Source organism: Bacillus sp. S71 (assembly GCF_016625265.1).
GTDB lineage: Bacteria > Bacillota > Bacilli > Bacillales > Bacillaceae_G > Bacillus_A > Bacillus_A cereus.
Map to the genome: position 1 here is coordinate 406,057 of NZ_JACVUW010000001.1, position 18,552 is coordinate 424,608.

Sequence of the window (18,552 nt, forward strand, 5' to 3'; positions counted from 1 at the left end):
CGAGTCCACTCAAACAGATTATATTGGGGTATCGTCTGGAAAATGCGGATTAATAAAAGGCATAACATATTAGTCAATATAAAATGTGTTATGCCTTTGCTTGTTCAACTAAATCACTTTTTCTTAACTTTGTTAGAAGTGCCGGAATCAATTTAGAAATGTGCTTAGCGTTGTAAATTTGAAATTTTAATAGTGGTACCCCTAATTTGACTGATTTTTTAATAATTCGGGGAATAAATAATGTATGATATGCATAGTTAAACGTCGGGACTCTCCTTTATATGGATAGATGTGCATATACATGGATGGATTAAAGTTCGCTTCAATAATTCCGTAAGCATTTTTATTAGTAGCAGGAACTTCGGTATTTTCAATAATTAAATCGATACCACAAATTTCAACTCCAAGTGCGGATACTGCATCCACTGCTATTTTTTTATAATCATCAGGAATGTGATCTGTCACATCAATCGAGTCTCCACCTGTACTAATATTAGAGTTTTCACGTAAATAGACGATTTCATCATTCTCTGGAATTGAATCCGTTCCATATCCTTGAGCTTTAAGCATAAGGTTCTCCAATTCACCTAACTGTATAGTTTCTAAAGGTGTCCTATGGTCTCTTCCTCTTAGCGTGTCACGATTCTTTTGCACGACTAACTCTTCGATTGTATGTTTGCCGTCACCTTTAACATTCGCAGGAATTCTTAATAAAACAGCATAAACTCGATTATTTAATACAAAAAATCGATATTCTGTTCCATTAAGAAATTCTTCTACTAATATAGAAGAGTCTTCTTTAAATGCTAATGTAATGGCTTGTTGATAATCTTTGTAACTGGCGTCTTCTTTGAAAATTGATATTCCTAATCCATAATTTGTTGTTTTCGGTTTCACAACAAAAGGTTTGGTAGCAAAGAAATCATAGGAACGTAAAGCCTGTTCAATCGTCTGAAATTCCTCACCTTTCGGCACACGGAATCCATGTTGTTGAAGAATTTTCTTTGTTACTGTTTTATTTTCCATAATTAAAGTGGATACATAATTGTCTTTACTCGTCATATTCCCATTTTTCACATATTCAACATGATCTTTTAATTTCAGCTTCAAAAATTGATCTTGTCGATCCAAGATTTCTATTTGGATCCCTTGTTGAATCGCATCAAACATTAAAATCTGAGTAGACAACTCCATGTCAGTAAATCCTGCTAATTGATAGGGCTTATCCCATGATTTTTTATAATTTTCTTTAGCAATCGACGTAGCCACTTGACCTTGACTGCTTTTTTCACTTTCTTTATAAAGTCTCCCAGCTAAAGTCTTACTTGGATCCATTAACATTTCTCTCAGTTGCACAAATAACGTCTCTGAAATAGTCAAATTTAAAGTTTCTGCTAACTGTTCCATCTCATTAATCATATTTTTAGCTTCTATTTCAAATTGTGTATGCTCTAATGGGTGCTCAAGAGCCACTATATCAGTGTAAAAGTCGCCCATTTTTACCCACTCATCACAATTTTCTCCTTCATCTTTCCATAGTAAATAAATTAAGAAAAGATGGAGAAATTCCGCTTGTTCATAGCTAAATCCATACGTTTCAAAAGGGTTTAAGTCTATATTTCTTAATTCAATGTAACTAATACCGTGATCCTCTAAATCTGAAGCATGATGTCCGCCTCTTAAACGGACAGGTGAATAAAATTCTCTTTCTGCTGACAGAAGCCCTCTTTTAACCATCAAAGAAAGATCTGATACATAGTTCTGTATACTGCTATATGACACTTGAACATCATTGGAATTGGTATAACCATATTTACTGCTTCTAATGCTTCTTACTACCTCTTTCAACGAATCTTCTTCAAAAAAATTCTTTTCACTACTAGGAGAAGATCCATAAAAATAAGTGAATAACCATCGATGGTGTAAATAGTTTCTTGTGGCTTTTAGATACATCTCTGTTTTAAAATGCTGATAATCCTTAATCTCCGATTGCGCATTAAATAAAGCCTGAATTAACTCATCGCCAAATTCAAAGTTAAAATGAACACCACAAAGCATTTGTTTACGACGGCCATAAGAATTCGATAAAGTTTGACGATATTGAACATTCTCAGCATTTTTCAATTTTGCAATCACAATATCTTCGTCTTTTTCTGGTAACTGTGGTGGCATGCTTAATGGCCAAAGCATTTCATTCTTACCCATAGAACGATAAGCAACATCATGTATTGCTGCTAGGTAATCAAACAGTTCCTCTAATGTCTCAGTAACAGGTGTAATTATTTCCATCTGTAATTCTGAAAAATCACGCTGAATATATGGATGATCATCTCGCAGCGAAATACTTTTAGGATGATCTGTTTTAGCTAAATTTCCCGATAAATCTACTCGTTTACTTTCTTTTTCAATCCCATAACGGGCTTTTAATAAGTATGGTTTAACACGGTCATTGACTAACATTTTTTTGAAATTCAATTTAACGATACCCCCAATTAGCTTACCCATGCTTCAAATAATTTCTTATTTTATAGATAATAAACTTAAAAATATAACAACATGCAGTTATCGAAAAATACCCACATTCAATTACAATGTGGATATTTTTCGTAAAAAAGAATTATCTTAAGTACTTCATATGAAAAGCAAAATGTTCCTCTAAGAAAGTAGCAATAAAGAAATAGCTATGATCATAACCCTCTATTTTCTTGTAATTTACTACTTGATTATTTTTCTGAGCATTCTTTAGGAAAATTGTTTCATCTAATTGTTTTGGATAAAACTCATCTTGAATTCCTTGCGTAATGAGAACAGGTGGCATACCAGCTTCTTTAACCAGTTCTGACGCATCCCATTCTTTCCAAGAATCTTTGTCTTCACCTAAATAAGAGGAAAAGGCTTTTATGCCCCATGGGACTTGACTAGGACTTACAATAGGAGAAAAGGCAGAAATCGCTTTGAATCTCGCAGCATTTTTCATGCCAATTACTAAAGCACCATGACCTCCCATTGAATGACCCATTATACTTTCTTCTCCTGAAAAATTAGGAATCAATGTTGACGCAATAGCTGTTAATTCATCTACGATATACGTATACATGTGATAATGCTTTGCCCATGGATCTTGTGTTGCATTTAAATAAAAACCTGCCCCTTGTCCAAGGTCCCATCCTGCATCATCAGCAACATATTCCCCACGTGGTGAAGTATCTGGAATCATGACTGCCACTTGATATTTTTCAGCCAATCTTTGAAATCCACTTTTTTGACTGAAATTATCATCTGTACAAGTTAAACCAGATAACCACCATATAAGAGGAATTTTTTTCTCTTCTTTATTTGATGGTAAGTAGATACTAAATGTCATATCACATTGTAAGACTTCTGAATAATGGCGGTACTTACATTGTTCTCCACCGAAAGAGTGATGTTTTTCAATAAGTTTAAGACTCACTTTTTCACTCTCCATATGTTAACATTGTACGAATTGACTCACCCTTATGGAGCAAATCAAATGCCTCATTGATGTCTGTAAAGTTTAAGTGGTGTGTGATAAACGAATCGATATCGATTTTACCATCCATATAATCTTTAACCATTCCTGGAAGCTGCGTTCTACCTTTTACGCCGCCAAAAGCAGAACCACGCCATACTCGACCTGTTACTAATTGGAATGGACGAGTATGAATTTCTTTACCAGAGCCTGCTACACCGATAATCGTGCTTTCACCCCAACCTTTGTGACAACATTCAAGAGCAGACCTCATTACTTCAACATTTCCAATACACTCGAAGCTATAATCTACTCCTCCATCCGTCATTTCAACAATGACTTCTTGAATTGGTTTATCAAATTTAGAAGGGTTTACAAAATCAGTTGCGCCCATTTTTTTAGCTAATTCAAATTTATCCTCATTTAAGTCTACAGCAATAATTCGGCTTGCCTTCGCTTGAACCAGTCCTTGAATAGCGGCTAATCCAATCGCTCCTAAACCAAATACGGCTGCCACAGCCCCTTCTTCTACTTTTGCTGTGTTGTGTACCGCACCAATCCCAGTAGTCACACCGCATCCAAATAGACCAACCTTATCAAGCGGCGCCTCTTGGTCAATTTTTGCCAAAGAGATTTCAGGAACGACTGTATATTCACTAAATGTACTTGTTCCCATGTAATGATAAATAGGCTCTCCATTATAAGAGAAACGAGTTGTTCCATCAGGCATTAAACCTTTACCTTGTGTTTCTCGTACTGCACTACATAGGTTTGTTTTACCAGAACGACAGAATTTACATTCTCCACATTCAGCTGTGTATAGTGGAATCACATGATCACCAGGTTTTACTGAAGTCACTTCATCACCCACTGAAACGACAACACCGGCACCTTCATGACCTAGTACAGCAGGAAATACACCTTCTGGATCGTCGCCTGATAATGTAAAAGCATCTGTATGACAGACAGAAGTATATAGTATTTTTACCAATACTTCTCTTGCTTTTGGCTCTTCTACATCGATTTCTACGATTTGAAGTGGTTCTCCTGGCTTAAATGCAACAGCAGCTCTACTTTTCAATTGAATCCCTTCTTTCTTTTTTCTAATCTTTACTTTTCCCATGATTACATACTATAATTCATCGTACAATACTGACATTTTTGTCACTATAATTTTTAAATAATTATTTATGAAGGAACTTGAATAATATAAAGGGAAGTTGTAAAAAGGTGTCGATGGAACAAAATTTTGATTAATTCAATTTGACTCCAATAAAAAGACTGATGAAAGGAGGTCTAGAGCCATTAGTGACTCGAATGAAAAATTTGCTTGAAAGATCTGGACTATGCACATTATTGTCTTTTAAAAAATTTGAGGATATAAAAGAGGGATTTGCGAAAAGTGAAGCTAAGGCCACCAGCTTTTATTAAAAAAATTACTTAGCGCCGTTCACAGACAAGTATGTTGACATATTTACAACGATCCAAAATTTATCAAAACGCCAACAATGGGCTTTAATAGTCGTAGAAAGGATAATTCCACTAGAAGATTCGCTGGTACGGACTGAAACTTCAATAGGACTGCTTTGACTTCATTTTTATTGGAATCAATTTCCCCCTGGAAACCCTTTACACGATGGGCAGTTTTGATTCGAGGAAGTTAGATTGTATCAGCAGCAAATATTCTTCCTATCACAATTATAATCATGAGTGAAAAAACTCGGAACTCGTCATCGTACTGCTCTCGGTTTAACTATGTTAAGTCACGCTCTAGTTCTTGTTATTTCTGAAGAGACAGGTAAACTTCCTTTTCACTAGGTAGAAAACCGTATCCGATAACTGGTTTTAGATTTAATAACTAATTAACAGAAAGTCAAAAAGCACTTTAGGCCTTTATATTGTAGACTAAGATGTTACTTCAAATCATTATATATAAAAAGACTTTATCATTTCTTGGTGAAGTCTCTTTTACGCGTCTACTAGTATGCTTCGATATAGGGTGAAAATCTGAAATAGGGATAAATCCATGAGTGAAGTATTGTTAAATAGGTATATTGTTGAAGAGATTACTCTAAATACGAATAAAAAAGATGTAAAACCTAACCTTTCTAGAAGATACAAACCGTCATAAGCTTGATATATTTAATTATGACAGTTTGTATATTAGTTTTTTGGTGAGTTCCTTTTGGTTATTCAAATTAACATTTTTGCTCCATTGCTGATGAAGAGCTCATAATATAGTAACCGATAATTAGTACCAGTATGGCCGAAGCGTAAAGAAGTGTATCAATCGGATTTTCATGGTAGACGATGATCAGACGAATCATAGCAGTAATACCAATATAAAGAAAGTATCGTAGTGGAAAGTGATAATGTCCTTGGAAGTATTTTGTAATCATGGCGATAAACTCAAAATATAAAAAGAAAATTAAAATGCGATCCAGAAGCTTGTATTGATTCTCAAAACCTTCGTTAAATATAGAAAACTGAATGAAATATATTATTTCTTTTCCAAGTAAAACAAAAAAAATAAAAGCTAATAAAATCAATGCTATATTTAAAGCAAATTGAAAAATGACGGGAACCGAAAATTTCAATTTTTTGTTTTTAATATATTGTGTCATGATAACACCTCTCTAGATTAATGGAATGTAATTAACTATAAAAATAGTTGCAGTCGCTCCTTCTTAGAACGGCTGCAAAAAAGCGAATTTTATAAACCTTGTTTTAGTTAATTGCTGATCTTTATTTAGAAGGGAACATCTTGTCCATAAAATGAGGTTACATTCAGTTTCTTTCGTTTCTTCTACAGATGTTTCACACGGATTAGTACTTGTACATAGATTCTGTACAGCGTTTTCTGCCTTGTTGACCATACATTAGAATCCTAAAATGCTGGATCAGCACGTGTCCTGATCTAAAAATAATTAGGCAAGCTACCTGTACAAAATTATAAAACAGCCGCCTATTTGATGAAAAATCAATAAACAGGCGGCTATTTATCATGCGTACCAGCAAGATTTACTTTTTACATTTCGGACTTACACTACATTAAAGTATAAATTTTTATTCATTTAATGTGCCATTTAGTTTAGCAGCATTAATAGAAATTAAATCCATTAACTCAGGTGATAGGACATCATAGGTAGGTAATCCAATGTTATTTAAATTTTTTCGTATATCGGCCATTTTTGAAGCGGGAGTACCCGTTTCGATTACCGACGAAACAAATGCAGCAAATTGGGGTGCAGACCACCCTTTATCCTCTGATAATTCTGTATGAACAAAATCCAAACCATAAAATGCATGATCTTTATTTTCTATACGACCAAATAAATGTGCTTTACACTCTTTACAAAAATGTCTTTGAATTGCTGCTGTTTTATCAACAATCTCTAACTTATGGCCGTTACTAATGACATGAACTTTGTCACGAGGTACTACAGCTACTATAGAAAAAATGGATTCTTCTGGTTTCCAGCACTTAGAACAACCACATGCATGGTTGTGCATTGTTTGCGAATCTACCTTGACTTCTACTTTATTTGATTCACAGAGACACTTTAATGTTCCTCCTGCAAAGTCTTTTACTACTGGATAATCATTAATCCCGTTATCTAATCTTGGATGTAATTTAGTGGTAGTCATATGTCGTTATCCTCCTTGAATATACTCATTATTTTTCATATGTTAACATCGTACGGATTGACTCACCCTTATGGAGCAATTCAAATGCCTCATTGATGTCTGTAAAGTTTAAGTGGTGTGTGATAAACGAATCGATATCAATTTTACCATCCATATAATCTTTAACCATTCCTGGAAGCTGCGTTCTACCTTTTACGCCGCCAAAAGCAGAACCACGCCATACTCGACCTGTTACTAATTGGAATGGACGAGTATGAATCTCTTTACCAGAGCCTGCTACACCGATAATTGTACTTTCACCCCAACCTTTGTGACAACATTCAAGAGCGGACCTCATTACTTCAACATTTCCAATACACTCGAAGCTATAATCTACTCCTCCATCTGTCATTTCGACTATAACTTCTTGAATTGGGCGATCATAATCCGCAGGATTCACAAAATCAGTCGCTCCCATTTTTTTAGCTAGTTCCCATTTTTCAGGATTTAGGTCAACAGCAATAATTCGGCTTGCCTTCGCTTGAACCAGTCCTTGAATAGCGGCTAATCCAATCGCTCCTAAACCAAATACAGCTGCCACAGCCCCTTCTTCTACTTTTGCTGTGTTGTGTACCGCACCAATACCTGTAGTCACACCGCATCCAAATAGGCCAACCTTATCAAGCGGCGCCTCTTGGTCAATTTTTGCCAAAGAGATTTCAGGAACGACTGTATATTCACTAAATGTACTTGTTCCCATGTAATGATAAATAGGCTCTCCATTATAAGAGAAACGAGTTGTTCCATCAGGCATTAAACCTTTACCTTGCGTTTCTCGTACGGCACTACATAAATTTGTTTTACCAGAACGACAGAACTTACATTCTCCACATTCAGCCGTATATAGTGGAATCACATGATCACCAGGTTTTACTGAAGTCACTTCATCACCTACTGAAACGACAACACCGGCACCTTCATGACCTAATACAGCAGGAAATACGCCTTCTGGATCGTCACCTGATAATGTAAAAGCATCTGTATGACAGACAGAAGTATACAGTATTTTTACCAATACCTCTTTTGCTTTTGGTTCTTCTACATCGATTTCTACGATTTGAAGTGGTTCTCCTGGCTTAAATGCAACAGCAGCTCTACTTTTCAATTGAATCCCTTCTTTCTTTTGTTTTCTAATTTACTTTTCCATAATTACATATTATAATTCACTAGACAATACTGACGTTTTTGTCACTATAAACAAAACCCTAATAGAAAGAATTGGTGATATATGGTTATTGATTATAAAGAAAAAACTTTTTTCACTAGCAAAGATTTGGCTTTATCCGTTATAGGTGGACGTTGGAAAATAGCGATTATATGGTGTTTGCTCCAACAGGCTCCATTAAGGTTAAGTGAAATACAAAAATACCTTCCCGATGTCAATCAACGCATGTTAATTAGACAATTGAGAGAATTAGAAGAAGATGAAATAATTACTAGAGTTGTATACCCCGTTGTACCTCCTAAAGTAGAGTATCAACTGAGTGAAATTGGTTTACTTCTAGAACCCGTTGTAAACTCTATCTGTGATTGGGGAGATGATTTCAGAGAATTTTTAGAGAAAGATTCTAATAAAAAATCAGTTGAATAAAATCTAAGTTGATTCAAATTGGCAAGAGGATATACAGAGGCTGTAAACAATCCATTTCCATAAAAATCGATACAAATGTTAGGATAACGAAGGAATCGAATAATAATACTCAATTTTCTTATGTATACGATATACACTCAAAAGAAGAAGAAATTCTTAAATGATGTGTTTGAAACATCTAAAAAACCACGAAGCGCTTTCATATCAAGGTGTTTCGTGGTTTTTTCATTTTCTCAACCCTTCTCTTCCCCTTTTCTTTTAAGTGTATTTTTCTATAAATCAATTTTCTTATTGAGCTTTATTCCATAAATAGAAGTGCAAGAGTTTCCAGAAGTACATTAATGCATAAAGAATAAAGGATGTTTTTCGTCATTTTTTAGCTGGAGCAACCTATGAAATCCCTCAGTTTTTTCGTTCATTAGCAGAGAATACGGCAGAAACTTTCATCGCACAATAATACAATTAACAAGTTTATGAGCGTAACATGTGGATGATCCCTAATCCAAAAAAATCTCATTGCAGTACGCTGAAAAAAATTAAATTGAATCAATACAAATGTATATACTTAAATTTACTGGACGATACTATAATGAAATTTCTGAGCAAAACCGACTAGGAGGTAAAGAAATGAAAGCAGTGACGTACCAAGGGGTAAGAGATATGCAGGTTAAAAATGTCCCAGATCCAGTTTTAATAAAAAACGATGACATTATCGTAAGAATCACATCAACTGCGATCTGTGGTTCCGATCTCCACATTTATCAAGGCGCATTACCAGCTCAACAAGATTATGTAGTTGGTCATGAGCCAATGGGAATTGTTGAAGAGGTTGGCCCAGAGGTTACACACGTGAAAAAAGGCGATAGAGTTGTATTACCTTTCAATATTGCTTGTGGTCATTGCCAATATTGCCAACAAGATATGGAAAGTCAATGCGATAATGCCAATACTGACCCTAATCCTTATAATATAGATACGGGCGGGTACTTCGGTTTTACAGACCGCTACGGGGATTACGTCGGAGGTCAAGCGGAATTATTACGTGTACCATATGGGAACAATATTCCCTTCATTATTCCGGAATCATGCGAGCTGCCCGATGAGTCAGTATTGTTCCTATCTGACGTATTACCAACAGCTTATTGGAGCGTCGTACATGGTGGAGTAAAAAAGGGTGATACTGTCGTTATTCTAGGCTGTGGACCAATCGGCTTAATGGCACAAAAGTTTGCTTGGATGCATGGAGCTAAACGTGTTATTGCTGTTGATCGCCTACCATACAGATTACAAAAAGCAAAACAAATGAACAATGTGGAAACAATTAACTTTGAAGAATTCACTGATACCGGACTATATATCCGTGAACTAACACATGGCGGAGCGGATGTGGTTATCGATTGTGTAGGTATGGATGGTAAAAAAACAATGCTTGAATCTATTGAACAAAGTATGATGATGATTGGGGGGACACTAAGCCCTCTCAAAATCGCCTCAGATGCAGTCCGTAAATGTGGTACAATTCAAATCACAGGCGTTTATGGTTCCACATACAATCAATTCCCTCTCGGTAATATATGGGAAAGAAATATCAATTTAAAAATGGGCCAAGCCCCTGTTATACATCTCATGCCAATGTTATTTGAAAAAATTACATCCGGCGAACTAGATCCAACTCAAATTATTAGTCATCAAATCCCATTGGATCAGGCAAGTGAAGCTTATCGAATTTTTAATGACCATGAAGATGAGTGTACTAAGGTTATTCTCAAACCATAAATATAAAGCAAAGTCGTGTTTGAAAGAACACGACTTTGCTTTATATTTCAATGATATTAAAAGAAAGTGGGATTACTTACATGAAGGTACTTTCAATGATTCAACCATGGGCTAGCCTTTTTCTGTCTAATGAAGCTCACTATGAAACAAGGACATGGAATACTAAATATCGTGGTTCATTGGCAATTCACACGAGTAAAAAGATTGATAGTAATGCTTGCAACAATGATATAATTCATTCTATACTCAGCAAACAAGGATTGAACAAAAACAATCTACCAACCGGTAAGATTATTGGTGTATGTAATCTTATAAATTGTTTAAAGGTAATAGAAGACAACCAAACGAGTGCAGTATTGGAAGATGGACGTATAGTTTCAGGAAATGACTACTTTTTAGGGGATTTTAGGGTTGGGAATTATGCTTGGGAAGTTTCTAATAAAGAAATGTTAATAAATTATATACCCGCTAGGGGGAATTTAGGCCTGTGGGATTATGATATTAATTCATTGTAGCCTAACTATAGGATAAACAAGCTACGCATTCTCTACCTGTCCTGATTGTCAAGTGACAATATTGTTGTTTAATAATAAATAAAGCCGTTTACATAACAATTAAGTTGTTATCATTTACAATAATTGCTTAGCTTTTTACAGCTAGTACATCTACCTTCCCTTGCATATTTAGCAAGGGTTTTACAATGTAAATTATATAGTTATTAAAATTCCTACATACAAAAATTAAACAACTTTATTTTTACAAAAAGACTATTATCTAGCATAATAATGCCAATCCATCAAGTAAATATTAAGCATCTTTATTGTCACTGTACACCAATAGAAAATTCACTGTTTAGAGCAACTTCTAAGTACATACCTAATGATTCATAAAAAATATTGAACTTACATTTCTTTTCTCTAAACCTATATTTTTCAACTCTCTTTGTAGTTCCTTGAAAGTTCCCTTTATAATACTTGTAGCAATCCACACTGCTATATTCATTCATGCAAATTTAACACGTGACATGATGTGTTAGTTTCTCTATCCGCTTTACTAATCAAAAAGTCTATTTTTTCTGTCGTTGACTTCAAGAATAGCGAAATCCCTATGCTATTCTTGAATCTCATACTATCTTTCAGGAATGCCAAATTTCTATTTTAACGACTTATACAAAGGGATAACAATGATAAATATATCGCCATAATGGACCACCATTCCATTATTTTGAATGCCTACTCTAAATCAATCGTTTAAAATTCCTTTCAAGCCGATATATCCCTGCATATTACTTATAACGATTTATCGTTTTTGCTGCCCACATAAACGACGATATATATCCATCGTAAATATAACCATAGTGATTTCATTACGGCTAGAGTAATAAGTGTAAATACTCGTTTCCTGATAATCTGCAATAAAGCTTTTAAGACATTATAGCAGCTAGCTCAAATTAAAGGAATTGGAGTAGAATTGCCCTTACAATCTTCCCAATTAAGCATACTTCGATATCCTAGCTATAGATATTCGATTAGCTAAGACATCTATCGCTCCGAACGGTTGTTGATTTGTAAGTCTGTAAAAATGAACTAGGACAGCAGCCACTACATTAATACATATAAAACTTCGACTGTAAATATATCCCAAATAACCAGTCGAAGTTTTTAAAATTATGACCACTAATATGTATTAATTAAGACAAATCCCATTGACCGAAATCCATGTTAAAAGTTTATTAATAACAGATAAGTGTATTGCACTCCTTATAAAAACGTCTTTAAAACACAATATCAATACTACATAAACTTTAATAGATATCGGCCAGTAGAAGTTAGAACGTCTCTTTAAAATAGTCTCAACAAACAAAATTTATATTTTTAATAATATTCATTCGAAAAAGACATAGCTACACGTAACGCTTCGCCAGTACGTGATCCCTTGTTTTGAATAGAATCCGATGGTATTCCCGCGTAACAGATGCGGCCTCCATATTTACCCGCATCTGGACCCATATCAATCAGCCAATCTGCTTGTGAAATAACGGTTAAATTATGCTCAATCAACACTAAAGTATTCCCCTTATTTACCAAATCATTAAATAACCTAAGCAACTTTAATGTATCCTGTAAATGAAGTCCGGAAGTTGGTTCATCCAAAAAATAGATTTGACCAGTATTCTCCAACTGAAATGCTAATTTTAAACGTTGCAACTCGCCACCAGATAAGGTAGTCATTGATTGACTTAGATTTAAATAATCAAGTCCTACCTGTTTTAAATTATCTAGCTTTTTATAGATATTTGGAATGTCTTTAAAAAAATCCAAAGCTTCATAAATCGGTAATGAAAGTACTTCATAAATATTTTTTCCTTGATATTTATATTGGAGAGCTTCTTTGCTATATCGTTTTCCGTTGCAAAGTTCACATGTTTGAGTCACAGGATCCATAAAGGCCATTTCTGTAATTGTCACCCCTTTCCCTTTACATTTTGGACAAGCCCCTTTTCCATTAAAACTAAATAGTTGTATGGATACATTATTATCCTTCCCAAAGAGTTTTCTAATTGGAGATAATATATTTAAATAAGTTGCTGGTGTCGACCTTATATTTATACCTATGGAGTCTTGTTTTAAATCAATATAAAGGTTCGGAGAAACCTGCCGTTTCACGGCGTTAACTAAAGTACTTTTTCCCGAACCTGCAGGACCTGATATTACTGTCATAATTCCAACTGGAATTTTAACATCAACATCATGGACATTATGAGATTCAATATGATTCACCTGAATATATTCAGAAAAAGATCTTGTTTTTTTGAATTTTATGGGTTGTTGAAGCATTCTCCCTGTTATGGTATCCGATTCTAATAACTCTTGATAACTTCCAGTAAATGTTATATAACCTCCGTAAGTCCCAGCTTTTGGTCCCATTTCTACAATATAGTCAGCCATTTCTATGATGCTAGGATTATGTTCAACTAATATAACTGTATTACCTTGTTCTTTTAGTTTAGTTAGTGCTTGTTTAATAAGGATAATATCATGTGGGTGTAACCCAACACTAGGTTCATCAAAAATATAAACTAAATCAGATAATGAGCTGCTTAAATATTTTGCAATTTTTATTCGCTGAGCCTCGCCGCCTGATAAAGTGTCTGTTCCACGATTTAGGGATAGATATCCTAAACCAATATCAATTAATGCGTTTACTTTTGATAATATTTCACGCGTTACACCCTTGGCTATTGGTTCTGTGATTTTCTGAATAAATCCAACAAGATGAATTAAATCCATGGAACAGACCTCTGCAATATTATATCCATTAATTCGGCTTGTTAATGTTTTTGAATTTAACCTTGCCCCCTTACAATTCGGACAGTTTTTTTTAGTAACAACAGCTTCAATTGCTGCTTTGTGATGTCGACCTTCAGCGCTTTGAATAATGGAACGTTTTATCCTAGGTACCAAGCCTTCATATAACGCAGTTTTCCCCCATTCTTTAGGAGGGTTTTCTAATTTTTGACGCGGGGCATGCATAAACATTTCAAATTCTTCTGGAGTATAGTCTTTAAGTGGTTTGTCCAAATCAAATAAACCACTATTGGCGTATCCTTCCCATCGCCAAGTTCCTGGTCCAAAACTAACGAAAGTAATAGCTCCTTCATTAAGTGACTTGTTCTTGTCAATTAATAGGTCTTCGTGAATCTCATCGATATATCCTAATCCTTGACAGGTAGGACACATCCCTTGAGGTAAATTAAAAGAATAATGTTCAGAATATCCAATGAAAGGTTTGCCAATCCTAGAAAACATTAATCTTATTAACGAATAAATTCCAGTATAGGTTGCTAAAGTGGATCTAGCACTTTTTCCAATCGGTTGTTGTTCGACCACAATTGCTACTGGTAAATGTTTAATATTTTCCACATGAGGTTGACCATATTTCGGTAAATATTGTTGTGTAAAACTTGGAAATGTTTCATTTAACTCCCTCCTTGATACTGCAGCTAGTGTATCAAAGACAAGTGATGATTTCCCCGATCCTGAAAGACCAACAAACACTGTCGTCTTTTTCTTTGGTATCTTTAAATGAATATTTTTCAGATTATTTTCTGTAGCATTAATTATTTCAATAAAATTATTTTCGAAAGCATTTAACATGATATACCCCCTTTTTATCCACCAATATAAGTAAGTAGAAATGTCTCTTTTTTAGTATCAATATTAGCATTAGCTTTTTTAGTTAGTGTACGCTTTCTTATCTTTTGTAAACAACATTTTTTTACAAAAATAAAATATTTATGTAACATCATTATCCATTCTAAGCCCTCTCTTCTTTTAAAGTGGCACTCATTATTAATTCACTAAATGGTTCTTATTTCAAATAAATACATCTGTAATGGATGGAATATACTCTTATCTAAAATACTACCGATCATCTGCGCTAGAAATACTAATATGATCCCCTTTAAAATCTATATGATTGCATTTCTTGATAATTAAATTGATAGCTTGGAATTATTAATGATTTATTTATTATATATAAGAAAATAGATTATTTGTGTTATTATATTTACCTCTCGTCTTTTATTAAATTTACGATTTTATAGAAACTTAAGTATATAAGACAATTTGTATTAATCTCCTGTGTATATGTCATGCTTTCTAAATAACAAACTAAAAATATTCTTCAACATATATTTTTTAAACGACTTCTTGATATGAGGAATGCCTTCCCAATACTCTTTCTCTTTCTACAATTGACTCTCAACAAAATTCCATTCGCCTTTAAGATCAATAACATGCATTGAAAAACAAATTCTTATTTCTTTAACTTAGGACTTCCAATCCTCCTATTGCAACAAATAATGGTATTGTAATAGGAGGATTTACAATTTTCCCATTATCAAACTGATAAAATAGCCAGTACAAAGAGTCACCTCTCTTTTTCAAAAATAAAGATTTTATTGGATTCCATCACCATTAGGCAAAAGTCACATATATTATCATGGATTGTTATTCATAGTTATGGTCGGAGCACCCTGGTCAGGTGCTCTTTTTTTACCCATTTAATAAAATCGTTATTTCAAATGAACACTTACTTATCAATTAATCACCTCTTTTTTCAAAAATAAAGATTTTATTGGATTCCATCACGATTGGGCAAAAGTCACATATATTATTATGGATTGTTATTCATAGTTATGGGCGGGGCACCCTGGTCAGGTGCTCTTTTTTTACCTATTTAATAAAATCGTTATTTCAAATGAACATTTACTTATCAGTTAAAATCTTTCTATAAATTGTATAGAGTTCCATGGGGAATTGTTGATATATATAACCCATCTGCTGAAATCACTATAGGATTGTAATATCCAGTAGATGCATAATGTTGTTGCATATGAGGATACATATAAGGATACGTGTGTTGTTGCATATGAGGATGCATTTGTTGTTGCATTTGTTGTTGCATTTGCATTGCATGATGAACAGCGTGAAGAGTACCTTGCGCTGCACTATATGATATAGCCGTGGTACCTGCTTGAGGACGATACCTTCTAATTAAGCCATTAATACCAGGATAATCCATAAATATCCAACCCTCTTTCATTTGAATTACTACAATTTATGTTATGACGATGGTTTTCTAAGTGTTAAATATAGAATCTAATTTATTTTTTTATTACCTACCTAGTAAGGGTTTTATTTAAACTCGTACATACAATACAATCGTAGTCACCTATTTTCATCATTAGCCTTGGCCATAGAGCGCCTCTCTCCCAAGGTACTCTTTAATTTTAAATAAGGATTTTGAAGAATATATTTTACCTCAAGACAAATAGATGACTTTTCTAATTCTATTTTCTGCTTCAAACCACTATAAACATATATGTATAACTATTTTCTATAGAAAACCAACTCAACTTTGACAGAGGCTCCCAAAATAGACATGGTAAAATTTTATCGGAATATTTATTTTCTAAAATACATGTAGTTCCTGGAAATGATATTATTACTGCACTTAATTCTTTACTATCACGAAATCTTTTATTGTGTCCCATCTTTATCGCTTTCCTTCCAATTCCCTCACTAATACTATGAGATTCGAATACAGGAGCTTCTATCCATAAAACGCACGACATATTTCCTTGGAAGTAAATCTACCTCTAAATGTTCATAGTGGATGCACATTTTCTTTACCAAGCCCTAAACGGAAAAATTGAGTTTTGATAACACCGAAGTTCAGTTTTATCGTTTAGAAAAGGATCTACTTTCTTGAATTGATGGACATGGAGTACCAGAAAGTGGCCATCATCCAAAAAACGAAAATGAGTTCATCTTCTCATAGGTAGCCATGAAAAATGAACTCATTTTATATCTATCAATATTTTTTATTGATTAACTGAGAACCTGCCTGATAATATACTTTCATTACCTCTTTTGGAACCATACTCCCTCCAGTTCCCCATACTATATGAATACCTTGGTTCAATTTTTTTGTTAAGTCATTATTTGTTATATATCTTTGTCCTTCTTTAAACAATTTGATTGGCCCAATCATACCCGCTAATGCTGATGGTTCCAACTCTATACCCTCTGTATCTACTAACCCTTTTAGTAACTTATATAGGTGATTATCGCTAATTGTATATATACCACTTAAAAATGGCTCTATTGTTTTACCTACAAATCCAGATGCTCTTCCCACCGCAAGTCCATCTGCATCTGTTTTATTGTCAATTCCAAAATCTTGCACGGAGATTCCATCATGCAATCCTGTCATCATACCTAATAGCATACAAGGAGAATGAGTAGGTTCTGCAAAAAATACATGCGCATTATCACCATACATTAACTTTAAACCAAACGAAACACCACCTGGACCTCCACCTACTCCACATGGCAGATAAACAAATAGAGGACAAGACTCGCCGATTTTTATTTGAAATTTCTCTAATTGTGTATGTAAGCGCGCAGCGGCTACAGCATAGCCTAAAAATAAATGCCTTGAATTTTCATCATCGATAAAATAACACATCGGATTCTTATCAGCTTGTTTTCTTCCTTCTTCTACGGCTTTACTATAGTCCGCTGTATATTCTATAACATTAACTCCTTTACCTCGAAGTAAATCTTTTTTCCACTTTTTCGCATCTGCTGACATATGAACAGTCACATTAAAGCCTAACTTCGCACTCATAATACCAATACTTAAACCTAAATTTCCAGTGGAACCCACAGTAATAGAATAGTTTGAAAAGAAATCCTTGAACTTTTCACTATCTAGTATAGAATAATTATCTTCTTCGTGTAACAATTGATGTTCAAATGCTAAATTTTCAGCGTATTTTAATACCTCATATACACCTCCTCTTGCTTTAATAGACCCTGAAATTGGAAGATGGCTATCACATTTTAGTAATAATTGTCCTGGTATTTCCTCGTTATATTCTACTTGCAGATACTGCTGCATAGCATTAATTTTCACTAATGGAGATTCAATAATCCCATTCATCTCTTGAGTTTCCGGGAAAACTTTTGCAATATATGGAGCAAATCTTTTTAACCTATCTTCTGCATCAATAACATCTTCTTTAGTTAAAGCACTATTTTGAATAGCAGATTTAAAATCTGTCTTATTTGGATTACTCCAAAACATTTCCTCTGTCGCAATTAACTTTTGAATTAAAGGATACTTCTTTTTTAAATCCTCTTTTATTTGTATTGAAATCTCACTCATTTTTAAACCCCCTGTTAACTATTATCAACTTAAATTAAGTGATGAATTTTATAATAAACTCTTAAATAAAAACCAAAAAGATGCATATAAAAATATCATCATATTATTTACCATTCTTTCGCTTAAATAAATGTTTATAAATTAATCAAAGTTTATTATAATCAAGTTCATATTAGCACTTAATTAAATAAAGGTAAATTAAATTAAATTAAATTAAATTCCATTCACCTAAAAGAGGTTACTCGCACGAAGTATTTATACATTTCTAAAT

General features: G+C 33.9%; 14 protein-coding genes and 1 pseudogene. 4 read left to right on the forward strand and 11 right to left on the reverse strand.

Annotated features, from left to right (window positions below):
• Positions 1-201: 201 nt before the first annotated feature.
• From gshAB to IBT51_RS01885, 3 genes are all read right to left on the reverse strand, one after another.
• A complete protein-coding gene (gene gshAB / locus IBT51_RS01875) occupies positions 202-2,475 on the reverse strand; it encodes a bifunctional glutamate--cysteine ligase GshA/glutathione synthetase GshB (protein ID WP_175543878.1) in 2,274 nt (757 codons plus the stop codon).
• Between the two features lie 142 nt (positions 2,476-2,617).
• Positions 2,618-3,451 carry an S-formylglutathione hydrolase gene (gene fghA / locus IBT51_RS01880; RefSeq protein WP_000053812.1) on the reverse strand — a complete coding sequence of 278 codons (834 nt, stop codon included), beginning with the start codon at positions 3,449-3,451 and terminating at the stop codon, positions 2,618-2,620.
• Positions 3,452-3,455: 4 nt separating this feature from the next.
• Positions 3,456-4,571 (reverse strand): S-(hydroxymethyl)glutathione dehydrogenase/class III alcohol dehydrogenase, encoded by a 1,116-nt coding sequence (locus tag IBT51_RS01885; protein ID WP_033657046.1) that lies wholly within the window; start codon positions 4,569-4,571, stop codon positions 3,456-3,458.
• Between the two features lie 674 nt (positions 4,572-5,245).
• Here IBT51_RS01885 and IBT51_RS26980 point away from each other — a divergent pair.
• A complete protein-coding gene (locus tag IBT51_RS26980; protein ID WP_231691668.1) occupies positions 5,246-5,308 on the forward strand; it encodes a hypothetical protein in 63 nt (20 codons plus the stop codon).
• A 380-nt stretch (positions 5,309-5,688) separates the two neighbouring features.
• Here IBT51_RS26980 and psiE read toward each other — a convergent pair whose 3' ends face one another.
• The 4 genes from psiE to IBT51_RS01910 form a co-directional block, all read right to left on the reverse strand.
• Positions 5,689-6,114 (reverse strand): phosphate-starvation-inducible protein PsiE, encoded by a 426-nt coding sequence (psiE, locus tag IBT51_RS01895; protein WP_000195740.1) that lies wholly within the window; start codon positions 6,112-6,114, stop codon positions 5,689-5,691.
• A 63-nt stretch (positions 6,115-6,177) separates the two neighbouring features.
• Positions 6,178-6,366 (reverse strand): hypothetical protein, encoded by a 189-nt coding sequence (locus tag IBT51_RS01900; RefSeq protein ID WP_033656672.1) that lies wholly within the window; start codon positions 6,364-6,366, stop codon positions 6,178-6,180.
• Between the two features lie 190 nt (positions 6,367-6,556).
• Positions 6,557-7,138 (reverse strand): S-(hydroxymethyl)glutathione synthase, encoded by a 582-nt coding sequence (gene gfa / locus IBT51_RS01905; protein WP_000214001.1) that lies wholly within the window; start codon positions 7,136-7,138, stop codon positions 6,557-6,559.
• 28 nt (positions 7,139-7,166) lie between these two features.
• Positions 7,167-8,282: an S-(hydroxymethyl)glutathione dehydrogenase/class III alcohol dehydrogenase gene (locus IBT51_RS01910; RefSeq protein ID WP_076868150.1), complete on the reverse strand. Its 1,116-nt coding sequence runs from the start codon at positions 8,280-8,282 to the stop codon at positions 7,167-7,169.
• Between the two features lie 123 nt (positions 8,283-8,405).
• Between IBT51_RS01910 and IBT51_RS01915 the strand changes: the two genes are divergently transcribed.
• From IBT51_RS01915 to IBT51_RS01925, 3 genes are all read left to right on the forward strand, one after another.
• Entirely contained in the window at positions 8,406-8,768 is a 363-nt protein-coding gene (locus tag IBT51_RS01915) for a winged helix-turn-helix transcriptional regulator (RefSeq protein WP_061680247.1), read from the forward strand.
• A gap of 627 nt (positions 8,769-9,395) precedes the next feature.
• The gene (locus IBT51_RS01920) at positions 9,396-10,544 is read left to right on the forward strand and encodes a zinc-dependent alcohol dehydrogenase (protein ID WP_061680248.1); all 1,149 of its coding nucleotides are present in this window, start codon (positions 9,396-9,398) and stop codon (positions 10,542-10,544) included.
• Positions 10,545-10,624: 80 nt separating this feature from the next.
• Positions 10,625-11,059 carry an ASCH domain-containing protein gene (locus IBT51_RS01925; RefSeq protein ID WP_061680249.1) on the forward strand — a complete coding sequence of 145 codons (435 nt, stop codon included), beginning with the start codon at positions 10,625-10,627 and terminating at the stop codon, positions 11,057-11,059.
• 1,359 nt (positions 11,060-12,418) lie between these two features.
• Here the strand turns inward: IBT51_RS01925 and IBT51_RS01930 are convergent.
• From IBT51_RS01930 to IBT51_RS01940, 4 genes and pseudogenes are all read right to left on the reverse strand, one after another.
• The gene (locus IBT51_RS01930) at positions 12,419-14,701 is read right to left on the reverse strand and encodes an ATP-binding cassette domain-containing protein (RefSeq protein ID WP_061680250.1); all 2,283 of its coding nucleotides are present in this window, start codon (positions 14,699-14,701) and stop codon (positions 12,419-12,421) included.
• Between the two features lie 245 nt (positions 14,702-14,946).
• Positions 14,947-15,099: pseudogene (locus IBT51_RS26985) on the reverse strand (CPBP family intramembrane glutamic endopeptidase); the annotation flags it as partial.
• 737 nt (positions 15,100-15,836) lie between these two features.
• Complete coding sequence (locus tag IBT51_RS01935; protein ID WP_061680251.1) at positions 15,837-16,130, reverse strand: DUF3947 family protein; 294 nt, start codon at positions 16,128-16,130, stop codon at positions 15,837-15,839.
• A gap of 792 nt (positions 16,131-16,922) precedes the next feature.
• Complete coding sequence (locus IBT51_RS01940; protein WP_061680253.1) at positions 16,923-18,281, reverse strand: D-serine ammonia-lyase; 1,359 nt, start codon at positions 18,279-18,281, stop codon at positions 16,923-16,925.
• Between the last annotated feature and the right edge of the window lie 271 nt (positions 18,282-18,552).